This is a genomic window from Flavobacterium sp. GW821-FHT11G01, from assembly GCF_058808175.1.
The window spans coordinates 440,771-460,669 of record NZ_JBXARK010000002.1; the positions used below are offsets into that span (position 1 = coordinate 440,771).

The 19,899-nt window shown below is 34.2% G+C and carries 12 protein-coding genes and 1 tRNA gene; 5 read left to right on the top strand and 8 right to left on the bottom strand.

Annotated features, from left to right (window positions below):
- Nucleotides 1-58: 58 nt before the first annotated feature.
- Both AC1RRN_RS05735 and AC1RRN_RS05740 read right to left on the bottom strand, forming a co-directional pair.
- On the bottom strand, nt 59-490 hold the full coding sequence (locus tag AC1RRN_RS05735; RefSeq protein ID WP_492966384.1) for a hypothetical protein: 432 nt from the start codon (nt 488-490) through the stop codon (nt 59-61).
- 143 nt (nt 491-633) lie between these two features.
- Entirely contained in the window at nt 634-3,039 is a 2,406-nt protein-coding gene (locus tag AC1RRN_RS05740) for a TonB-dependent receptor domain-containing protein (protein ID WP_492966385.1), read from the bottom strand.
- Between the two features lie 244 nt (nt 3,040-3,283).
- On the opposite strand from AC1RRN_RS05740, the gene AC1RRN_RS05745 reads away from it, so the two are divergent.
- The gene (locus AC1RRN_RS05745) at nt 3,284-3,568 is read left to right on the top strand and encodes a hypothetical protein (protein WP_492966386.1); all 285 of its coding nucleotides are present in this window, start codon (nt 3,284-3,286) and stop codon (nt 3,566-3,568) included.
- Between the two features lie 233 nt (nt 3,569-3,801).
- Here AC1RRN_RS05745 and purL read toward each other — a convergent pair whose 3' ends face one another.
- The 3 genes from purL to AC1RRN_RS05760 all read right to left on the bottom strand — a co-directional run bounded on the left by purL (nt 3,802) and on the right by AC1RRN_RS05760 (nt 11,550).
- Entirely contained in the window at nt 3,802-7,455 is a 3,654-nt protein-coding gene (gene purL / locus AC1RRN_RS05750) for a phosphoribosylformylglycinamidine synthase (RefSeq protein ID WP_492966387.1), read from the bottom strand.
- A 437-nt stretch (nt 7,456-7,892) separates the two neighbouring features.
- Complete coding sequence (locus tag AC1RRN_RS05755) at nt 7,893-9,740, bottom strand: endonuclease (RefSeq protein ID WP_492966388.1); 1,848 nt, start codon at nt 9,738-9,740, stop codon at nt 7,893-7,895.
- Between the two features lie 295 nt (nt 9,741-10,035).
- On the bottom strand, nt 10,036-11,550 hold the full coding sequence (locus AC1RRN_RS05760) for a hypothetical protein (protein ID WP_492966389.1): 1,515 nt from the start codon (nt 11,548-11,550) through the stop codon (nt 10,036-10,038).
- A gap of 127 nt (nt 11,551-11,677) precedes the next feature.
- Between AC1RRN_RS05760 and AC1RRN_RS05765 the strand changes: the two genes are divergently transcribed.
- The 4 genes from AC1RRN_RS05765 to AC1RRN_RS05780 all read left to right on the top strand — a co-directional run bounded on the left by AC1RRN_RS05765 (nt 11,678) and on the right by AC1RRN_RS05780 (nt 14,131).
- Entirely contained in the window at nt 11,678-12,106 is a 429-nt protein-coding gene (locus AC1RRN_RS05765; RefSeq protein ID WP_492966390.1) for a PaaI family thioesterase, read from the top strand.
- A 5-nt stretch (nt 12,107-12,111) separates the two neighbouring features.
- Nucleotides 12,112-13,194: a chorismate-binding protein gene (locus AC1RRN_RS05770; protein WP_492966391.1), complete on the top strand. Its 1,083-nt coding sequence runs from the start codon at nt 12,112-12,114 to the stop codon at nt 13,192-13,194.
- 70 nt (nt 13,195-13,264) lie between these two features.
- A complete protein-coding gene (bshB1, locus tag AC1RRN_RS05775; RefSeq protein ID WP_492966392.1) occupies nt 13,265-13,981 on the top strand; it encodes a bacillithiol biosynthesis deacetylase BshB1 in 717 nt (238 codons plus the stop codon).
- Between the two features lie 76 nt (nt 13,982-14,057).
- Nucleotides 14,058-14,131: transfer RNA gene (locus tag AC1RRN_RS05780), tRNA-His, on the top strand.
- 223 nt (nt 14,132-14,354) lie between these two features.
- Here the strand turns inward: AC1RRN_RS05780 and ypfJ are convergent.
- The 3 genes from ypfJ to AC1RRN_RS05795 form a co-directional block, all read right to left on the bottom strand.
- The gene (gene ypfJ / locus AC1RRN_RS05785) at nt 14,355-15,200 is read right to left on the bottom strand and encodes a KPN_02809 family neutral zinc metallopeptidase (RefSeq protein ID WP_492966393.1); all 846 of its coding nucleotides are present in this window, start codon (nt 15,198-15,200) and stop codon (nt 14,355-14,357) included.
- Nucleotides 15,201-15,291: 91 nt separating this feature from the next.
- Nucleotides 15,292-18,975, bottom strand: a complete 3,684-nt coding sequence (locus AC1RRN_RS05790; protein WP_492966394.1) for a response regulator — start codon at nt 18,973-18,975, stop codon at nt 15,292-15,294.
- A gap of 91 nt (nt 18,976-19,066) precedes the next feature.
- Entirely contained in the window at nt 19,067-19,858 is a 792-nt protein-coding gene (locus AC1RRN_RS05795) for a hypothetical protein (RefSeq protein ID WP_492966395.1), read from the bottom strand.
- Between the last annotated feature and the right edge of the window lie 41 nt (nt 19,859-19,899).

The following is a 19,899-nucleotide window of genomic DNA, read 5'->3' on the forward strand; positions in this document are numbered from 1 at the left end:
GTAGTAAATTTTCCAAAAAACTAAATATTATTTAATTTGAGTTCTGATTTTTTTCAGATTATTGCACATTATAATCCACATATTCTTTTACTCTTTCTCCCATCAAATACATTTTTTTCTTGGCAAAATGAATCGAAAATTGTGAGTTAATCCATTCGTTGCTATCGTTTGGTCTGTACCAGAAAGTGTAAGAGGCGCTATTGAAACCTTCTCTGAAAATAGGAGTTCCTTCTTCGGTACATTCAATTCCCCAATTCATCTTTTGTTTGTTTAAATCTTCAGACTGAATCACTCCGGTTCCGTCCGGATTTAATACAGTGCTTGGTTCTTTTTGCCCCGTTGGTATGTAAATACCGGGAACAGGATAACCAATAGTAGTTGTGATATAACGATCGCGACCATTATGGGTAATTTTATTGACCTCGACTTGTGAATAAGTGTTTACGGAAATTAAAAATAAGCTAAATAAAAGTAGTTTTATAAATTTCATTCTATGCAGGTTTAATTGTTTTTGGAGTTTTAAAAAAATTCAGTGGCATGAACTTTTTAGCGAATATAGTTCAAATTTTCATAGAAAAAATGAATCCCAATTACAAGAATGAACTTTTTTTTAATTTTTATTTTTCACGAAATTTATTCCGTAGAAAACTGATTTTCCAGCAATTTTTCTTTAAAATCAGACTTAAAAGTATAAGCAAATGTAACCATCAAAGCACGGGTATCTGATTTATTAGTTCTGTTATTGCTAAACAATGCTGTATTGTTTTTGTAACCACTTTCGAGCGTGTTAAACATATCAGTAACGACTAATCCTAAACGCGCATTTCCTTTCCCCAATTTCTGTTGAAAACCCATATCAACATTATAAATCGGAATTCTTTTTCCTTGCGGAGTGGCCAAAGCCGAATTATAATTCCCGATAATCTGAAGCTTTCCACCTTTCCACGGAACAAAATTATTGATGATTTTTCCGTACCAGCTAAAAGCATTACTTACTATATCTTCACCAAGATTGGATGCATCTATGTTTTGTTGAAAAGCCGTTACGCTAATATTCGCATCATAGAAACCAATGGGTTTTAAACTGAAAATCGTTTCTAATCCGTAAGTAATTGTACTTCCAATATTTTTTGGCATTAATAAAACAACACCATTATCCTGAAGTTCTGCGTATTGTCTAATGGTATTATTTGCGTTTCTATAAAAAGCATTTGTCGAAAATGAATAGTTGTTCCAGTCTTTGTTGTAGCTCATTTCTGCAATATGAATAATTTCCGGTTTTAGATACGGATTTCCACTATGCGGATTCAGTGCATCGGTAATATCCATAAATGGATTCAGTTCATCTAAATCAGGACGATTAATACGTTTGCTGTAACCAATTTTTACAAATTCATCGGTTTGTAAATTCAATTGCAAAGAAGCAGACGGGAAAAGTTTAAAATAGTCATTGCTAAAACGATCACTATTATTTTGTGTTGCTCCAGTATTAGAAACATTTTCTGCACGCAGACCCAAATTGTATTTCCATTTTGGATTTTCAGCAGTTCCCGAAAATGAATTCAACAAACCGTAAAAAGCATTTATTTGCTCGTTATAATCAAAAGTATTGCTGGCAATCGGATTGATTACATATTCGCCGTCAATCCTATCGGCACTTTCAAATTCCGAATTAAAAAAGCGGAAAGTTCCTTTATAACCCGTTTCTAACATTGTTTTTGCTGAAATAGGTAAAGCATAATTTACAATGGCATTGGAGATATTTTCATGCTCATAATTATGGGTTCTTTGTAAAGAAACATCGCCAATTTGTTGATTGTATTCGTCGTAATTATAAGTGTCGATATCAGTATTTTCTCTGTGTTTGTTGAAAGAAGAAGTAATACTGGCGTTTAAACTTTTTCGGTCGTTAGAAAATTTTCGATCATAATTGAAAGCCAATTCGGCTACTTTTGAACGTTCTAATTCTAAAGAATGCCTTTTATTATTAGAGAAAAACTGATTGCTACTGGTATTTACCTGAGTGTACAAAGTTTCATCATTATCCTGACTTTCTATGTTTCCAAGCGCTTCGAATGAAAAAGTGTTTTTTTCGTTTGGAGAAAAATCAATATTGAGTTTTAAATTCTGTAAACCTTCCGTTCGTTCATCGTTTCTGTTTTGATGGATGAAATGTTCGTCATCAATCAAATAATTCGTTCTGTCGGCTTTTATTTTTTTGGTTCTTCCTGCAAAACGATTATCATATCCCAAGCCAAAATTCCATTTTTCTGTTTTCTGATTTAAAAGAACTGAACTGTTCATTCTTCCTTTGGCACCAAAACCGCCTCCCAAAACAACAGCGCCATTTAGTCCACTCTGATTATTTTTCTTCAATTTAATATTGATAATTCCGCTTTCTGCATTAGCGTCGTATTTCGCCGTTGGATTACTAATAATTTCAATGCTTTCAATACTGCTCGCGGCAATCTGATCCATATTGGTAATCGCCGAATTTTTACCATTTATCAAAATCATAGGCGATTTTCCTCTTAAGGTTATTCCGCCTTCTGCATCGACGGCAACAGTCGGAATACTTTTAAGCATATCTGTAGCAGTTCCGCCAGATTGCGAAATGTTCGAAACGGCATTGAATATAAAACCTTCGTCAGTTTTCTGAATTTGTTTTTTTTGAGATTTGACCACAATGTCATTCAATAAATTAGCATCATTTTCTAAAACAACAGTTCCAATAGAAACAGGAGCATCCGCAATTTTTATTTTTTGAATTCTGGTTTTGAAACCAATTAATTTGAATTGTAATACATAATCACCTGAAATTACATTTTCTAAATCGAAATTTCCTGCAACATCTGTTACGGCATAACTGGCCACTTTTGTTGAGTCACTGGTATTTTTTAAAATGACATCTACAAATTCTACAGGAAGTTTTCCGTCAGAAACACTTCCTTTTATTGTGGCAATTTTTTGACCAAAAGAAAATTGACTAATACTAAATAATAGTGTAAACAGTGATAGTTGTTGTATCCATTTTTTCATGAGACAAAGATATTTATCCGTGTAAATAGAGACCTGAAAACGACCTTAAGATATCATTAAATTAGTCTTAGATAACATTAAAGGTTCTTTAAAGAAAATTAATCTTAAGAAAAAAAAGGTGTTTTTCCCCTTAGAAAAACAGGAAAAACCATTATTGATTTGATTTATGGGGAAACTACTTTTACGCTATTAAAATGCGAAAGCCGAAAAGCAGACGAGTAGGCATAATTAAAATCTTATAAATATGGAAACAGCTTTGTATTTAGCAATGGGTTGGTGCGGAACCAAGTACCCAGGCTGGTGGAGACGTTTTTGGAAAAATCCGCCTCCGCCTCCGGATCCGGAGCCTTGGTGGACGATTGCAATTATTGGTATAGGCGTGGTAGCGGGACTTGCGGGAGGAACATTATTTAGTAATGCGATACTTGATAATCAATTTTTCTCAGGTCAGGGTGCAGTTGCTTCAGGATTGTTTGCTTTTGGCGCTTCTAATGTTGTTACTGGCGTTGCCTCTGCTCTTAGAAATTAAAAAAAATGCCTCAGCTAATAGGGATAGCGCTGAGGCATTTTTTTAGGAAACTAAATTTAATTCTTTTAATCATATTTTTTAGCCACAAATTTGGTTTACCTGTTCGTTATCATATGGTCAGCAATTAATACGAATTAATTGGGGAAATTCGCTTAATTGCTTTGTCCGTTCGGGTCGTGGCAAAAAAAAGCGCTCGATAAATTCGAGCGCTTTTAATTATTTTCAACTATATTTTAGTTTTTCTCAATCCATTTTCTGGCATTGATAAAAGCTTCGTGCCAAGGTGTAAACTCGTCATTTCTGTCTTTTGGATAATGTGCCCAGTTCCATTGGAAAGTAGATCGCTCAATATGAGGCATTGTAACTAAATGTCTTCCTGTTTTGTCACACATCATGGCTACATCGTAGTGAGAACCATTTGGATTTGCAGGATATCCTTCGTAAGCATATTTCGAAACAATGTTGTAGTTTTCTTCACCCATTGGTAAATTAAATTTCCCTTCTCCGTGAGAAACCCAAACTCCTAAAGTTGTTCCTGCCAACGTCGATAACATAACCGAATTGTTTTCCTGAACTTTTACAGAAGTAAAAATACTTTCGTGTTTGTTACTATCGTTATGAAGCATTTTTCCGTGAACTTCATGCTCTGGATTAATAACTTCCAATTCCATAAATAATTGACAACCGTTACAGATTCCAACAGATAAAGTGTCTTCTCTTTTAAAGAAATTATCCAATGCTGTTTTTGCTTTTTCGTTGTATAAGAAAGCGCCGGCCCAACCTTTAGCAGAACCTAAAACATCTGAATTAGAGAATCCTCCAACAGCACCAATGAACTGAATATCTTCTAAAGTTTCACGACCCGAAATTAAGTCCGTCATGTGAACGTCTTTTACATCAAAACCTGCCAAATACATTGCATTAGCCATTTCACGCTCAGAATTACTTCCTTTTTCACGAATAATAGCCGCTTTTGGTCTTGGTTTTGAAGCATCAATTACAGGCGCTTTACCAGTAAAGTGAGATGGGAAAGTATAATTTAAAGCCTGATTTTTGTAGTTTTCAAAACGTGCTTTAGCCGTTCCGTTTTTAGATTGTTTTTGGTCTAATAAATAAGAAGTTTCAAACCACACGTCTCTGTAAGCTTTTATGTCTAAAGTCCAAAGTCCAAGGTCTAAAGTCTCAGTAGTTGTCGCTTTTCCTAATTTGAAGAATTCGATATTATTAGCATTCAATTTCGCTTCAACAGCCGAATCCGATTTTGCCTGGAAAACGATTCCGATGTTTTCAGCGAAAAGGATTTTCAATAAGTCTTTTTCCGCGAAAGCGCTGAAATCAATTTTAGCTCCCAAATTTACATCTGCAAAACACAATTCTAATAAAGTAGTAATTAAACCACCGCTTCCAATATCGTGACCTGCTAAAATCTGGCTTTCGCCGATTAACTCCTGAATCGTATTAAATGCATTTTTGAAGAAAGAAGCGTCTTTAATAGTAGACGTTTCGTTTCCGATTGTATTTCTGATTTGTGCAAAAGAAGAACCTCCTAATTTGAAATCATCCTGAGACAAATTAATATAATAAATAGAATCTCCGTTTTTCTGTAAAACAGGTTCCACTACTTTTCTAATATCAGTACAGTTTCCTCCAGCCGAAATAATAACCGTTCCCGGTGCAATTACTTCGTCGTTTGGATATTTTTGTTTCATCGAAAGTGAATCTTTTCCTGTCGGAATATTGATTCCCAATTCAATTGCAAATTCTGAACAACCTTCAACAGCAGCATACAAACGAGCGTCTTCACCTTCGTTTTTACAAGCCCACATCCAGTTTGCAGATAATGAAATTCCTTTTAAACCGTCTTTAATTGGTGCCCAGACAATGTTTGATAACGATTCTGCAATAGCATTTCTGCTTCCCGCAACCGGATCAATCAAAGCCGCAATAGGAGCGTGGCCAATAGAAGTTGCGATTCCTTCTTTTCCTAAATAATCCAGAGCCATAACTCCAACATTATTCAAAGGCAATTGCAAAGGTCCTGCACATTGTTGTTTCGCTACTTTTCCACCAACACAACGGTCCACTTTATTAGTCAACCAGTCTTTTGAGGCAACAGCTTCTAAACGTAAAACGTCTTTTAAATAACTTTCAAAATCATTTGCCGAATAAGAAGCAGCAGCATATTTTCTATCGATAGTTTTATCTGTCATAACCGTTTTTGGAGAACTTCCGAAGAAATCTTCCAATGCATAATCCATCGGTTTTGAACCATTTGATTTTGATTCGAAAGTAAAACGGTGATCTCCCGTTACATCTCCAACCTGATACATTGGCGAACGCTCTCTGTCAGCAATTCTTTGTAAAGTATCAATATCTTTTTGACCAATAACCAATCCCATTCTTTCCTGAGATTCGTTACCAATAATTTCTTTTGCAGAAAGAGTAGGATCTCCAACCGGTAATTTATCCAAATCGATTAAACCTCCAGTTTCTTCCACCAATTCCGAAAGACAGTTTAAGTGCCCTCCAGCTCCGTGATCGTGAATAGAAACAATTGGATTATGATCGCTTTCTACCAAACCACGAATGGCATTGGCAGCACGTTTTTGCATTTCAGGATTTGAACGTTGGATTGCATTTAATTCAATTCCTGAACCGAAAGCTCCTGTATCTGCAGAGGAAACCGCAGCACCACCCATTCCGATTCTATAATTTTCTCCACCTAAGATTACGATTTTATCGCCTTCTTGTGGTTTCTTTTTGATTGCCTGATCTAATTTTCCGTAACCAATTCCACCCGCCTGCATGATTACTTTATCGTAACCAATTTTGCGGTCGTTTTCTGAATGTTCGAAAGTTAAAACTGAACCCGTAATTAACGGCTGTCCAAATTTATTTCCGAAATCAGAAGCTCCGTTTGATGCTTTGATTAAAATATCCATTGGTGTTTGGTACAACCATTTTCTTTCTTCAACAGCATTTTCCCATTTTCTGTCATCGTTCAAACGAGAATATGAAGTCATGTAAACCGCTGTTCCAGCCAATGGCAAAGAACCCTGACCTCCGGCTAAACGGTCACGAATTTCTCCTCCAGAACCTGTTGCAGCTCCGTTGAAAGGCTCAACTGTTGTTGGGAAATTGTGAGTTTCTGCTTTTAAAGATAAAACCGAATCAAATTCTTTTATCTCGTAATAATCTGGTTTGTCAGCTGTTTTTGGTGCGAACTGCTGCACTTTTGGTCCTTTTACAAAAGCAACGTTGTCTTTGTAAGCAGACACTATATCGTTAGGATTTTCCTGTGATGTTTTTTTGATTAATTTAAAAAGAGAAGTTTCTTTTTCTTCGCCGTCAATAACAAAAGTTCCATTGAAAATTTTGTGACGACAGTGTTCTGAATTCGCTTGTGAGAAAGCAAAAATTTCAGAGTCCGTTAGTTTTCTACCTAATTTTACAGCAAGATTATCTAAATAATCTACTTCTTCCTGGCTTAAAGCCAAACCTTCAACTTTATTGTATGTTGCAATATCATCGATTTCCAGAATTGGTTCCGGTTGTACGTTGATAGTGAAAATTTCCTGGTCTAATTGAGTAAATTTTTGAAAAAGCATTGGATCAAAATCAGTGAAATCAGCCGTTGCAGGATGAAATTCTTCAATTCTGATGATGCCCGGAATACCCATGTTTTGAGTGATTTCTACAGCATTTGTACTCCAAGGTGTGATCATAGTGGCGCGGGGACCAACAAAAAAATCCGTCAAGGCGGATTTTTCGATCTTATTAGAGTTGGCAAAAAGCCAGTTTAATTTTGAAATGTCTTGAGCCGAAATTTCGTTTTGCGTTTGTACCGCGAAAACAGTTTTGCTTTGGTTTTCAAAGAAATGGATCATTGTGATGTGTAGTTTGTTGTATTGAAGATGCAAATTTAGTGTAAATAAATAGTAAGCGCAAATTTGAAAACAAACTCTTTTAATGTTTTTTTGCCGCCAAGACACAAAGGCACAAAGTTTTTTTGTTTCACGCAGATTTTGCAGATTTATGCAGATTTGAATTGATTATAATTTTATTTTAAATCTGAGTAAAATTATTCAGTTTGTTTTTTTTTAAATCTCGCAAAGACGCAGTCCGAGGCTTCGGGCGCAAAGTTTAATATTTGGTAAATAGCGTCCAGCTTTAGCTGGATGAAAAAATAAATCAAAGAAAAAGGCTTTAGCCAAACTATACCGGTTTGACTAAAGCCTTTTATAATTCTATAACTAAACCTCCAGCTAAAGCTGAAAGCAATTCAAAAAACTTCAATTTCTTATATCACTTATATGGTGAACCTTTATTTAATTACTATGTTTTTAATAGTTGTTTTTGAATCTTTTGTGATTTTTACCAGATAAATTCCTTTAGCAAGGTGACTTACTGAAATTGCAGGATCTATGATATTCTCTTTTTCGAAGACTTTTTGTCCGGCAAAGGAGATAATTTCAATAGAGTAAGGTTGGTCTAAAGTAGAAAAAACAACATAGAAATTTCCGTCAGAAGGATTTGGATAAAGTATGATTTCATCTGAATCCAGAACAGTAATTTCTTCTTCATCAGGTTGTACCATTTTACTTGCCAGATTATTACAAGTATCTGTCGTATAAGAATCCCATTGCGAACTTAAATTAAATGTTGTTGACGGAGAAGTTACGGTCGATTTTCTTCTTAAAGTAACATCAATAGCAAAATTGGCTGTTCCGCCGGAAAATGTTCCAATAATATCAATCAAAACACCATTTTTAAATAAACCTACGGCATCATTTCCGTTGAAAGTCAATTCGGTTGCTGTTGTCGAAATGTTGGCTGCGCTTGTAGAAAAACAAGTTGAAGAAATAGAACTGTTTACAACTACAAATTTACTTCCGGTAGTTAATGTACCACTCAAAGCTAAACCTGTACTCCATGAACCCGCACCATTTGTTTCTTTTTTAATGGTATAAGCAGATAAACTAACGGAACTTCCGGTATTATTGGCGATTTCCAGTGCTTTATTATTTCCGGAACCTTCAATATATTCAGAGAAAAGCAAATCGGTTGCTGTTCCCGTTCCGCTGCTGTTTGTTGTTACGGCAATTGTGTTGCTAGATGCAGAAGTATTTCCGGCAGCATCTTTTGCTTTAACATAAATCGAATAACTTGTTGAAGCCGTTAAACCTGTTATTGTTGCTGTTACTCCTGAAACGGTTGTTTTTAAAACGCTGTTTGCATAAACATCATAACCTGTAACAGCTGTATTATCTGTAGAAGCTGTCCAGGAAAGCGTAATCGAAGTCGAAGTTTTTGAAGTTGAAGCCAAACTCGTTGGAGTAGTTGGCGCCTGAGTATCTCCGGAAGGAGTACCTCCCCAAATTTGATTTACATATTCCGGATGATCGATGTATGGATTTCTGTTATTTTGACGTGCATAAATCGCGTTGTTTCTGGCGATTTCACGTGCACTTACAGGATCTTGTGCATTCCATGCCAGCAAAACATTTAAGAAAGCGGTTGTAAAAACTTTATTGCTTGAACCATCAAACATCGCATATGAATATCCGGCAACGGTATTTTCATAACGCGTTGCAAAGTAAAAATACATTCTCGCAATGTCACCTTTAAAAGCATTAATAGGTTCAAAAACAGTTCCTGAATATCCTGACACAGAACTTGAACCCAATTTTCCTCCATTTTGAGAAGTATAAGTTGCTGAACTTACAGTTCCATGTGGATAATTAGAACGCATTCCGTTTACTTTTCCATCTGTTGGTGTAATAAAATGAGCATCGGCAACCATTGGAGATTGTTCATTAAAAACAGATTGCGGAATAATGTGTTCTCTATTGTAACAATCGCCTTCAACAGAATAATTTCCGCATCGTTGCGTAGTTCCTGTGCTGTAATTGTAAGGATCTGTTCCGGAAGGATTTTCAGAATACATGTCCAAAACCGTTCCGTCATTCTCATAAAAATTATCAACATCAGAAGTTTGATACGTCGTGTACAAGCCAGCATATCCGTTATCAGTATGGCCTTTTATAATATTGTACAATTGGGTTTTTAAAGTATAACCTGTTCCGGTTGCAGTGTTGTAATAACCACTCGGAATTTGAGCAAAACTTGCCGTAATAAAGAGTAATAATAAAAAAGAGTAGAGTTTTTTCATAAAAAGTAGTTTAAATTTGGTTTGGTAACAAATTGATTTTAAATATCTTAATTTGTTAATTGTATCAAATTTACTACTTTTAAGAATACACGGAGTTAAGAAATGTTTATTTTTAGATATATTTTCTTACGGGTAAGTTTGCTGCCACAAAGTCGCAAAGACACGAAGTTTTTTATAGCCACAGATTAGAAGATTAAAGTGATTATAAAAAAATCTGTCTAATTCTTCCTAAATCTGTGAAAATCTGCGTGAAACAAAAAAACTTCGTGTCTTTGTGCCTTCGTGGCAATTTTTTTTATTTAGGAAAAACAGCACTTTGATAAGCACCCAAATCTGGAGGAGAAGTTCTGGTTGCTCCAGTAATATCCAATGGAATTATATACGCCTGATTTCCTTTCGCGAAAGCGGCAGAACTATTATCAATGTTGAATTTATTTTGAGAAACATTTAAAAATTTCGGATTTTCATTTAGAATAATCTGATTATAATGAACAGCGTCTGTTTTAAATTGATAATCGGGGTTTGTGGTTGAACTATTGAATTTCAACAAACAATTATTCAATTGATAAACAAACGCAGCATTGGCATTTTTATTTAAATTGAATTCATTTGTATTAGAACCATAAATAATACAATTATTAAAAGTGGCCTGGGTCAAGGGATTAGTTTCCGGAGTTGCTCCAGCCAAAGTATTGCTGATGTTTACTGCGAAATGTGTACTGTTTTGCCAGTTGTTGTTAAAAGTGCAATGTGCGAAACTATATTTTCCACCATAAACACAAGACAAACTTGCTAATCCAGCATAATTGATTACAATATTTTCCCCTGTGATTTTAGCATTTTGTGCCAATATTCCATATTCAACACAATTGTAAATCTGTGTATTTTTAATGGAAACGGTCGTGGCATCCTGATTTTTGAAGGATAAACCAACTATAGCATTTTTAAGTGTTAAATGGTTTATAGAATGATTTGTACTGCCTTCAGCCAGCATAACCGAATTCCATTGTCCCGGAATGGCATCGTAAAGCGATTCTAATCGATCTCCTTCAAAAATAACTTCATTTTCCAGTTTTTCAGTTGTCGATGTAGTTCCGTTTATTTTTAATGAAGCTTTTTTATCTACAAATAGTCCCGAGTTTGCATGGAAATACACACGTGATCCGGCATCAAAAGTGACTGTTTTGTTTTCAGGAACTCCCGCATAACCGTAAATTACATAAGGTTTTTGTTTGGTAAAAATCAATTCATTTCCGTTGACAGCATCATTTTCATCCAAATAAAATCCATCAACCTCTTTGCCGTCAATTTTAATTTTTTCTTTAGAACCATCTGCGTTTTGCTTCGGATATAAAAAAACAGCATCCTGAATTAACGTTACCAAAGCCACTTGTTGAAGGTTTTCTCCACTATCAAATTGGATTTCATCAGTATAAAGAAAATCAGTTGGATTGGCGTCTGTAATATCTGCGGTCGTTTCTACAAAAATGTATAAACTGTCTTTGGCTAAAAGCGTAACATTATTAAAAATTTTTCCGTTGTTGCCAGTCATTCCGTCAACCGTCATTCGGTATTTAGAATTCAGTCCTTTTTTGAGTTGAATAATCGGAATCAAAATATCGTTTTTACTTTTATTATAGACTTTAAGCTGATAAGTGCTCGAGCCAATATTCTTAAAAACGGTATCCAGATAAACGGTATCTTTTGAAAACTTTAAATCTCCTGTACTGGCAACGGTATCAAAGTCAGTTCTGCAAGAACTAAAAGCCAGAATTAGGCCGAGAATGAAGAGTGCAAAATAGTTACGCATTTAAATTCTTTTTTTGTAAAAATAGCAAAAAAGGGTCAGGTTCATAAATGATTTTTAATATTAGAATTGGATTTTCTAATTTGTATCTTATCTTTTCTTTAATTTTACGATTTTAAAGCCCATTTTAATGAATTACACAAAAGAGCAAATATTAGAGCGTTGCAATCAGTTTTCTAAAAACACTTTGATGGAGACGCTAAAAATTGAATATATCGATGCGGGCGAAGACTTTTTAACTGCAAAAATGCCAGTAAATCCAAGTGTTCATCAACCAATGGGATTGTTACATGGAGGAGCTTCAGTGGCCTTGGCTGAAAGTGTAGGAAGTGCCGCTTCATTCTTTTTTATCGACACAAAAGAACAGGAAGTACGCGGAATCGAAATTTCAGCAAATCACTTAAAAAGTATTCGTGAAGGCTGGGTTTTTGGAACGGCGCGTATCATTCATAAAGGAAGAAGTATTCATCTTTGGGAAATTAAAATTACTGATGAAGCCGGAAACTTGATTTCGCTTTGCAAACTAACTAATATGGTTTTAGATAAAAAGAAAGATTAAAACATATGAATGACTTTTTCTCCACTATAAGAAAACATCAAGAGCAGAAATTGCCTTTTGTAATTTATTCTAAACCCAATTCATCAAGTATTTATGCGCTTTTGCAGCAAAATGATACTTTGTACACTGTTTCAGATTACAGTGAAAAAGGTTTTGTTTTTGCTTCTTTTGATGAAAAACAGCTGTTTATAATTCCGGAAGAAGAATCAAGAATTATTAGTGCCGAACAGACATTTGTTGGTTTTAGTTTCAACGAAATTGATGATTTAGCTGTTGATCCGGAAGCTAAAAGTCAATATGAGGATTTGGTTTCAAAAGGAATAGAAGCCATTGAAAACGACGAGTTCAAAAAAGTAGTTTTATCCCGAAGCGAAAAAGTTGATTTGACAGATTTCGATTTTGTTATCACTTTTAAGCGTTTGATTCATCTTTATCCGTCGACTTTTTCATACTGTTTCTTTCATCCGGAAATTGGACTTTGGATGGGAGCCACACCAGAACAATTGCTGAAAGCAAATGGAAATGTTTTTGAAACAACAGCTTTGGCAGGAACGCAGAAAGCAACTTTAGAAACAGAGATTTCCTGGCAACAAAAAGAAAAAGACGAACAGCAATACGTAACCGATTTTATTGTAAAAAGATTGCGTGAAGTAGCTTCTTCAGTTGTGGTTACAGAACCTTACAGCATAAAGGCAGGATCAATCTGGCATATTAAAACAGATATTTCGGGAATTTTAAATGATAATTCAACTTTGGAAGAAGTAATTGATACACTGCATCCAACGCCAGCTGTTTGCGGGTTGCCTAAGAAAAAAGCAAAAGCATTCATAATTGAAAATGAAAATTACGATAGAACTTTTTATACTGGATATTTAGGCGAATTGAACAGTAGTTTTGCACGTAATGCCAATAGCTCTGATTTATTTGTAAATTTACGTAGCATGCAAATCAAGGACAACAAAGCGATTTTGTATATGGGATGTGGTATTACAAAAGAAAGTATCCCGGAAAAAGAATGGGAGGAAAGTGTCAATAAATCGATGACCATGAAAAGAGTTTTGAATATTAAAAAAAATAATAATTGTTAAAAAGTTTCAGGTTTTAAGTTGTTGGAACGTAAAACCTGAAACCTGAAACTTTAAACCTGAAACAAAAAAAATGAAATTAGATATACTAGCCTTTGGTGCACATCCTGATGATGTAGAATTAGGTTGTGCGGGGACTATTTTAAAAGAAGTATCACTTGGAAAAAAAGTGGGAATCGTAGATTTAACGAGAGGAGAATTAGGTACACGCGGAACAGCAAAAACCAGAGATGAAGAAGCGAAAGCTGCTGCAAAAATATTAGGCGTTTTGGTTCGTGAAAATTTAGGTTTACGAGACGGTTTTTTTGTAAACGATGAAAAGCATCAGTTAGAAGTTATTAAAATGATCCGAAAATACAAACCTGAAATTGTATTGTGTAATGCAATTGATGATCGACATATTGACCACGGAAAAGGAAGCAAATTAGTTTCTGATGCTTGTTTTCTATCTGGATTGATGAAAATTGAAACTGTTGTTGATGGTGAAAAACAAGAAGCCTGGAGACCAAAAGTGGTTTATCATTATATTCAGTGGAAAAACATCGAACCAGATTTTGTTGTAGATATTACAGGCTTTGAGAATAAAAAAGTAGAAGCGATTGCGGCTTATAAAACACAATTTTATGATCCTAATTCAAAAGAACCTGCAACGCCAATTACAAGTAAAAACTTTTTCGAAAGCTTAAATTATCGTGCAAAGGACTTAGGAAGACTGGTTGGGAAAGATTTTGCTGAAGGTTTTACTGTTGAAAGATGTTTGGCTGTCAATAGCTTAGAAGATTTGATTTAAAAAGTTTAATATTTTTTCAATTTTTTATTTGCGGAAGTAAACATTAGTTGTATATTTGCAACCGCTAAGCAAAATGGTGGTTGTAGCTCAGCTGGTTAGAGTAGCGGTTTGTGGTGCCGCGGGTCGCCGGTTCGAACCCGGTCAGCCACCCAGAAATTTAAAGCCTTGAAGAAATTCAAGGCTTTTTTTGTGCGAATAATTTTGGCGGTTTTTGTCATCCTGAGGAACGAAGGATCACACAAGGAGCTCCGGTACAGTAAATCCTCCAATCTTTGTCGATCTCTAGTGTGATCCTTCGTTCCTCAGGATGACAAACAAAAAAAGCACAACTTAAACGTTGTGCTTTGGTTGGTTATTATATTTGGTTTGTGAATTATCGTATTTCTTCAAATGTAGTTCCTTGTTTAATATCGCCGGTTCTGAAGCCTTTTTTAAACCAGTACATTCTTTGTTCTGATGTTCCGTGCGTAAACGAATCCGGAACCACCTGTCCGCTCATTTTACTTTGAATGGCATCATCTCCAACTGCATTGGCAGCACTTAAAGCTTCGTCAATATCATCGGTATCTAAATTTTTCTGATTATAATGCGTCCATACTCCTGCATAAAAGTCGGCTTGCAATTCAAGTGCAACAGAAAGTTTGTTTGCTTCAGCTTCACTTTGTCCTTCCTGAGCCTGATGCATTTTTTCGGACGTTCCAAGTAAAGTCTGAACGTGATGACCAATTTCATGCGCTATAACGTACGCAATGGCAAAGTCACCACCCTTGGCTCCAAATTTAGTTTTTAGCTCTTCAAAGAAGCCTAAATCCATATATACCTTTTGATCGCCCGGACAATAAAATGGCCCTGATGTAGATGATGCACTACCGCAATTAGTTTGTACAGAGCCTCTAAAAAGTACCAATTTCGGATTTTTATAGGTCATTCCGTGTTCTTCAAATATTTTGCTCCAAATATCTTCATTGTCCGCAAGGATTACGCGCACAAAGTTTCCCATTTCTTCATCTTCCTTACTCAACGGGGCTGCAGCTTCAGTCTGCTGACCACCCTGCATTTGTTCTAATGCTGATCCTACAGTTTGACCGGTTTCACCACCAAAAACATTTAATAACAAGATAATTATACCTATGACTCCGCCTCCAAGAGCTACTTTTCCTCCAGAAACACCTCTTCGGTCTTCAACATTATCACTTTGTCTTCTGCCTAACCATTTCATATCTTTCTATTTAAGCTTTTTAAGTTTTCTTTCATACGAATTTATGTATTTTTTAGGAATTACACGTTAACTGAAACAATTTAGTTTTATATTATTTCAACCATTTTCGTATGGCTTCTTCGACAGTGCCTCTTATAATAGGTTTTGAGATATAATCATTCATTCCGGCTGACAAACATTTATTTCTCTCTTCTTTTTCTGCTCCGGCGGTAACAGCAATTATGGGTATACGCTGACCTATTTCAGTAATTCTGATCGCCTTTGTAGCTTCATAACCATTCATAATTGGCATCTGAATATCCATAAAGACAAGATCCGGATTGATGTTTTCAATTTGTTTAACGGCTTCGTATCCGTTTTCGCATTCGAAAATAATAGCATTCAGGTTTAGATTCTTGACAATCGTTTTTAAAAGCAACATGTTTACTTTGTTATCTTCTACAATCAAAATACTCACCTTTTTTCGATTAGAGCTATAACTTAAAGTATATTCAGGACTAGTATGGTTTGAAATTTCCTTGAATTTTTCATTAATACTTTTGTGACTGGTTTTTAAATTCAGATCGAAATAAAAATTACTGCCTTCGTTTATTTTACTCTTAAGTTGTAAACGACTTTCCATTAAAGCTAATAATTGATTTGAAATCGTCAATCCTAAACCTGTTCCTCCAAATTTTCTTGTAGTTGAACTGTCTTCCTGAGAGAAGGCTTTGAATATTTTTTTCTGATTTTTTTCTAATATTCCAATTCCCGTGTCAGTTACAGAAAAACGAATGATATAGTTATCATCTGATTTTTTATCCAGAACAGTCACATTTAGTTTGATTGATCCTTCATTTGTAAACTTGATGGCATTAGATAAAAGGTTGATCAAAATTTGTTTCAAGCGAACAATATCAGTCCAGATATATTTTGGTATAGAGGGATCTAAATTTAATTCAAGTTCGAGATTTTTTTGATTGGATTCGTAAATAATCAAATCAAATATTTGCCCCAGTATTTTCTCAACATCATATAAATCAATAAAAAGCTCTAGTTTTCCTGCTTCAATTTTAGAAAAATCAAGAATATCATTTATAATTTCCAGTAAGGAATGCGCCGATTGATTAATGGTGGTCATGTACTTTTCCTGAATTTCTTCAAGATTGGTCTTCATCAATAAATGTGTAAATCCTATTATTCCATTTAAAGGTGTTCTGATTTCGTGTGACATATTGGCCAAGAAATCAGATTTAGATTTATTGGCTGCTTCTGCCAGTTCTTTTGCTTTTATGGCATCTTCGCTTTCTTTAATTTTAGCAATATTTCTGTTTCGGTCTAAAGCCGAAGAAATGTTATTGGCCAGTGTCTGAAAAATATAAATTTCGTCATCTGTCCATTTTCTTTCTCTGGTACAATCATCAAATCCGATAAAACCGGAAAAAACATTGTTGGTAAACAGCGGTAAAATTAATATTGATTTGATTTTATTGTTAACCAGTAGTTTCTTGAAAAAGGTATCTTCCAGATCACGGGTTCGCATATTTAAAACTTTTCTACTTTGAGAATGAGATACAATTTCCTTTAAATCATCTTCAGTAAAAACTTGTAATTCAGTTATCTGATGTTCAATCCCTTCTCGCGACCACTTGTATTGCTGACTGATAGTGTTGGTTTCAAGATCTTTTTCATAATAAAAAATATGATCGACCTTTGAGGCTTTTCCAATAATATCATAAGTTTCCTGAAACATTTTTTGCAGACTTTTGCTCAATAAAAACTTTTCTGTACAAAGTGCTAATGCAGAAAGCAGTTCACTTTTGTGTTCCAGTTTTTTCTCTGCTTTAAGTCGCATTTGAGAAGAAATAGCCAGCGAAATTACATCAGAAATTGTTCTCGCATAGTTGATGTCTTCATTGTCCCAGTCTCTTTTTTCGCCGGTACTTTCAAAACAAACAACACCTGCCAATTGTCCATTTGAAAAAATGGGAACATCAAGCATCGATTTTATTTTATTTTTTCTAAAATAAATTTCCTGAAATTCAGATGTCTCTAATTTGTCAAAAACATCAGGAGCATTAATTATGGCTTTGTTTTTTAAAGTTTCAAAATAAATAGGATACGATTCTTTATCCAGGATATTTTTATCATTTAGATCCTGGTCATCACTGCTGAATAAATTTTTACAAATGATTACGTCTCCTGTAAATTTCCAGAAGCTTACTCTGTTTGCCTTCGATATTGTTGCCGCTTCTTTTATAATAGAATCAATTACAGTTTGCAAATTATGATATTCACGAAAATCTGTTGTCGATAATTTTTTAGTAGAATTATTATAACCTTCAATTTTTTCTAAACGTCGCTTTTTCTCATTTTCGATATTTTTCATCTCTGTAATATCTCTGGCAATACCAGCAAAACCTATTATTTCTCCTAAATCATTTTTACGTACGATTACTTTTTGTGAGATCCATATTTCGCTTCCGTCCTTTTTTATAATCGGAATTTCAATTGTGGGATAACTGTTTCCGTTTTTCTCCAGGTTTTCGTAAAAATCGACTGCATTTCTGATATAATCCTCATGAATAAAATTGGAATAATGCTGCAAAATCACTTCATTTTCAGCATATCCTAAAATCGAAAATCCGAATTCATTTATAAATGTAAAATACCCATCGGCACTAATTTCAAAAATAATATCGGTCGCAGTTTGAATAAGGTTTTTATATTGATCCTGAACAATAATTTGCTCTGTTACATCCTGACCAATACTGATAATTAAATCCTGGGAGAATTTTTTATCCTTCCATTGAATGTACTTAAATTCACCATTTTTGTTTTTTAATTTTCTAATGTATAATTTATTGTCAATGTAGTTTTTCTGATAATTTTCTCTGTTGAATTCCTGATCTTCGGTAAGTCTCCAGAACTCCATTCCTTTAACGTCTTCCGGTTGATAACCTAAAATCGAAGTGATGGTTTCACTACAAAAAAGTAATTCTCCATTTTCATTTGTAGCAATTGTCAGGGAATTTCCTTTATGGACAATTTCGTTGGTAAACCTAAAAGTGTCACGATTATTTAATAAAACAGCATATTTTACCTGATTAATAACGAAAATAAGAATACTAAAATTGATTAGTAAAACAGATGATTTAATTGGAATTAAATTAAAAACAACAGTTATAGTAAGAAAGATAAAGGTGAGTGCAACAAATGCCCAATATATTTTTATTGGTTTTAAAATGCTGTACGAAAAGAAAAAGGAAATCAAAAAAGTAATAATTGGTACAACATCATTTGGAAGATAAATGATATTACGTACAACATAACTTATATAGATGAAAAACGAAAAAATGAAAATTTCCTGAATTTTATCGCGTAATACTTTTATTTTACCTGTAAGAAAGTAAATAATGAGTGCGAAAACACCAATGCAGACATTGATTGCTAAAAGACTTTTTGGTCTGATTCTAAATATTTCATTGATGATTTCGATTAGAATAACCGCAATTCCAAAAAATAAAATATATAGCTGATATTCATTTCTAGCGGTGTCAGTTTCTCTCTTTTTTTCAATGAAACTACCAATTTTGGCTTTAATTCTAAAAAACTGATAAACCAGAATGCTTAAGAAACCAAAGAGGGATAAACCTAAAACAATAAGTTTTGGATTATTGTAGAAAATAATTTCGGGACCAAAGACATACCAATTTGTAATAACTGCTTTCAGGGTACTACCAAAATGGGTAATTCCTGAAAGCAGTGAATTATAAAAACTATAGTTTACTACCATAGTATTTGGGTATGTTTGGTTTAGTAAATAGCGTTTTTGAATTTTCTAAACAGAGTAGGTTAGGCTCTTTGATTTATTTAGAATCTTCGTTTTATTCTAAATCTGATTGACCAATTGCGTCAATTGGATCTTCTTCTTCCATATTAAAAATTCCATAATAAGTGGCGTAGGTCATTGATGTATTAAAAGCAATTGTGAACAGGATTGGTACACAACAGGCAAATACACCTACTATTGCCCCTAAAATGCCGACAATAAATAAAGCAAAAATTATTAAAGGGTTTTTGCTTACAACGATTATACTTGATTTAATAGCATCTAAAGCTTTTAGATTTCCGAAAACAATTAACGGAACAGCTAAATAAGTGAAAAAGTTGATAAATATTGAAATGGCGCCTCCTAAAAGTGCTACTCCGGCATTTTCAAGCGCATTTGAAATGGCAGTTCCTACAACTGAGATAATGAATGTAGCTGTAAAGATCTGACCAAAATAAGTCCCTTTGTAATAAGTAAAAATGGTAGAAACATTAAATTCTTCATCTTTGTCAGCACAATCTGCCATTTTAAGAAATCCTGCTCCAAATGGCGCCAGAATACCGCTTAATAAAGAAATACCAATTGTAGAAATTAATAATTCTACATAAGATAATTTTTGATTTTCAAAATTTTCAAAAAATTCTTTACTCATGCTTTCAATACCAAAATAAGCAACAAGTACACTGAAAAATGCGAATAAAAAGATGACTGAAGTTACTAAAATTATAAGTCCGGCATAAAGTGCTATTTTTTTATAATTTTCGAAAGCATGGTTAAAGACAGTTGAAAAATCTAAGGAATAGCCATGATTTTTAATGTCTTCGATTTGATCAAGTGTAGATTTCATTTTGATTGTAGAATTGTTTTTATACTTTTTACGTTTTGGTT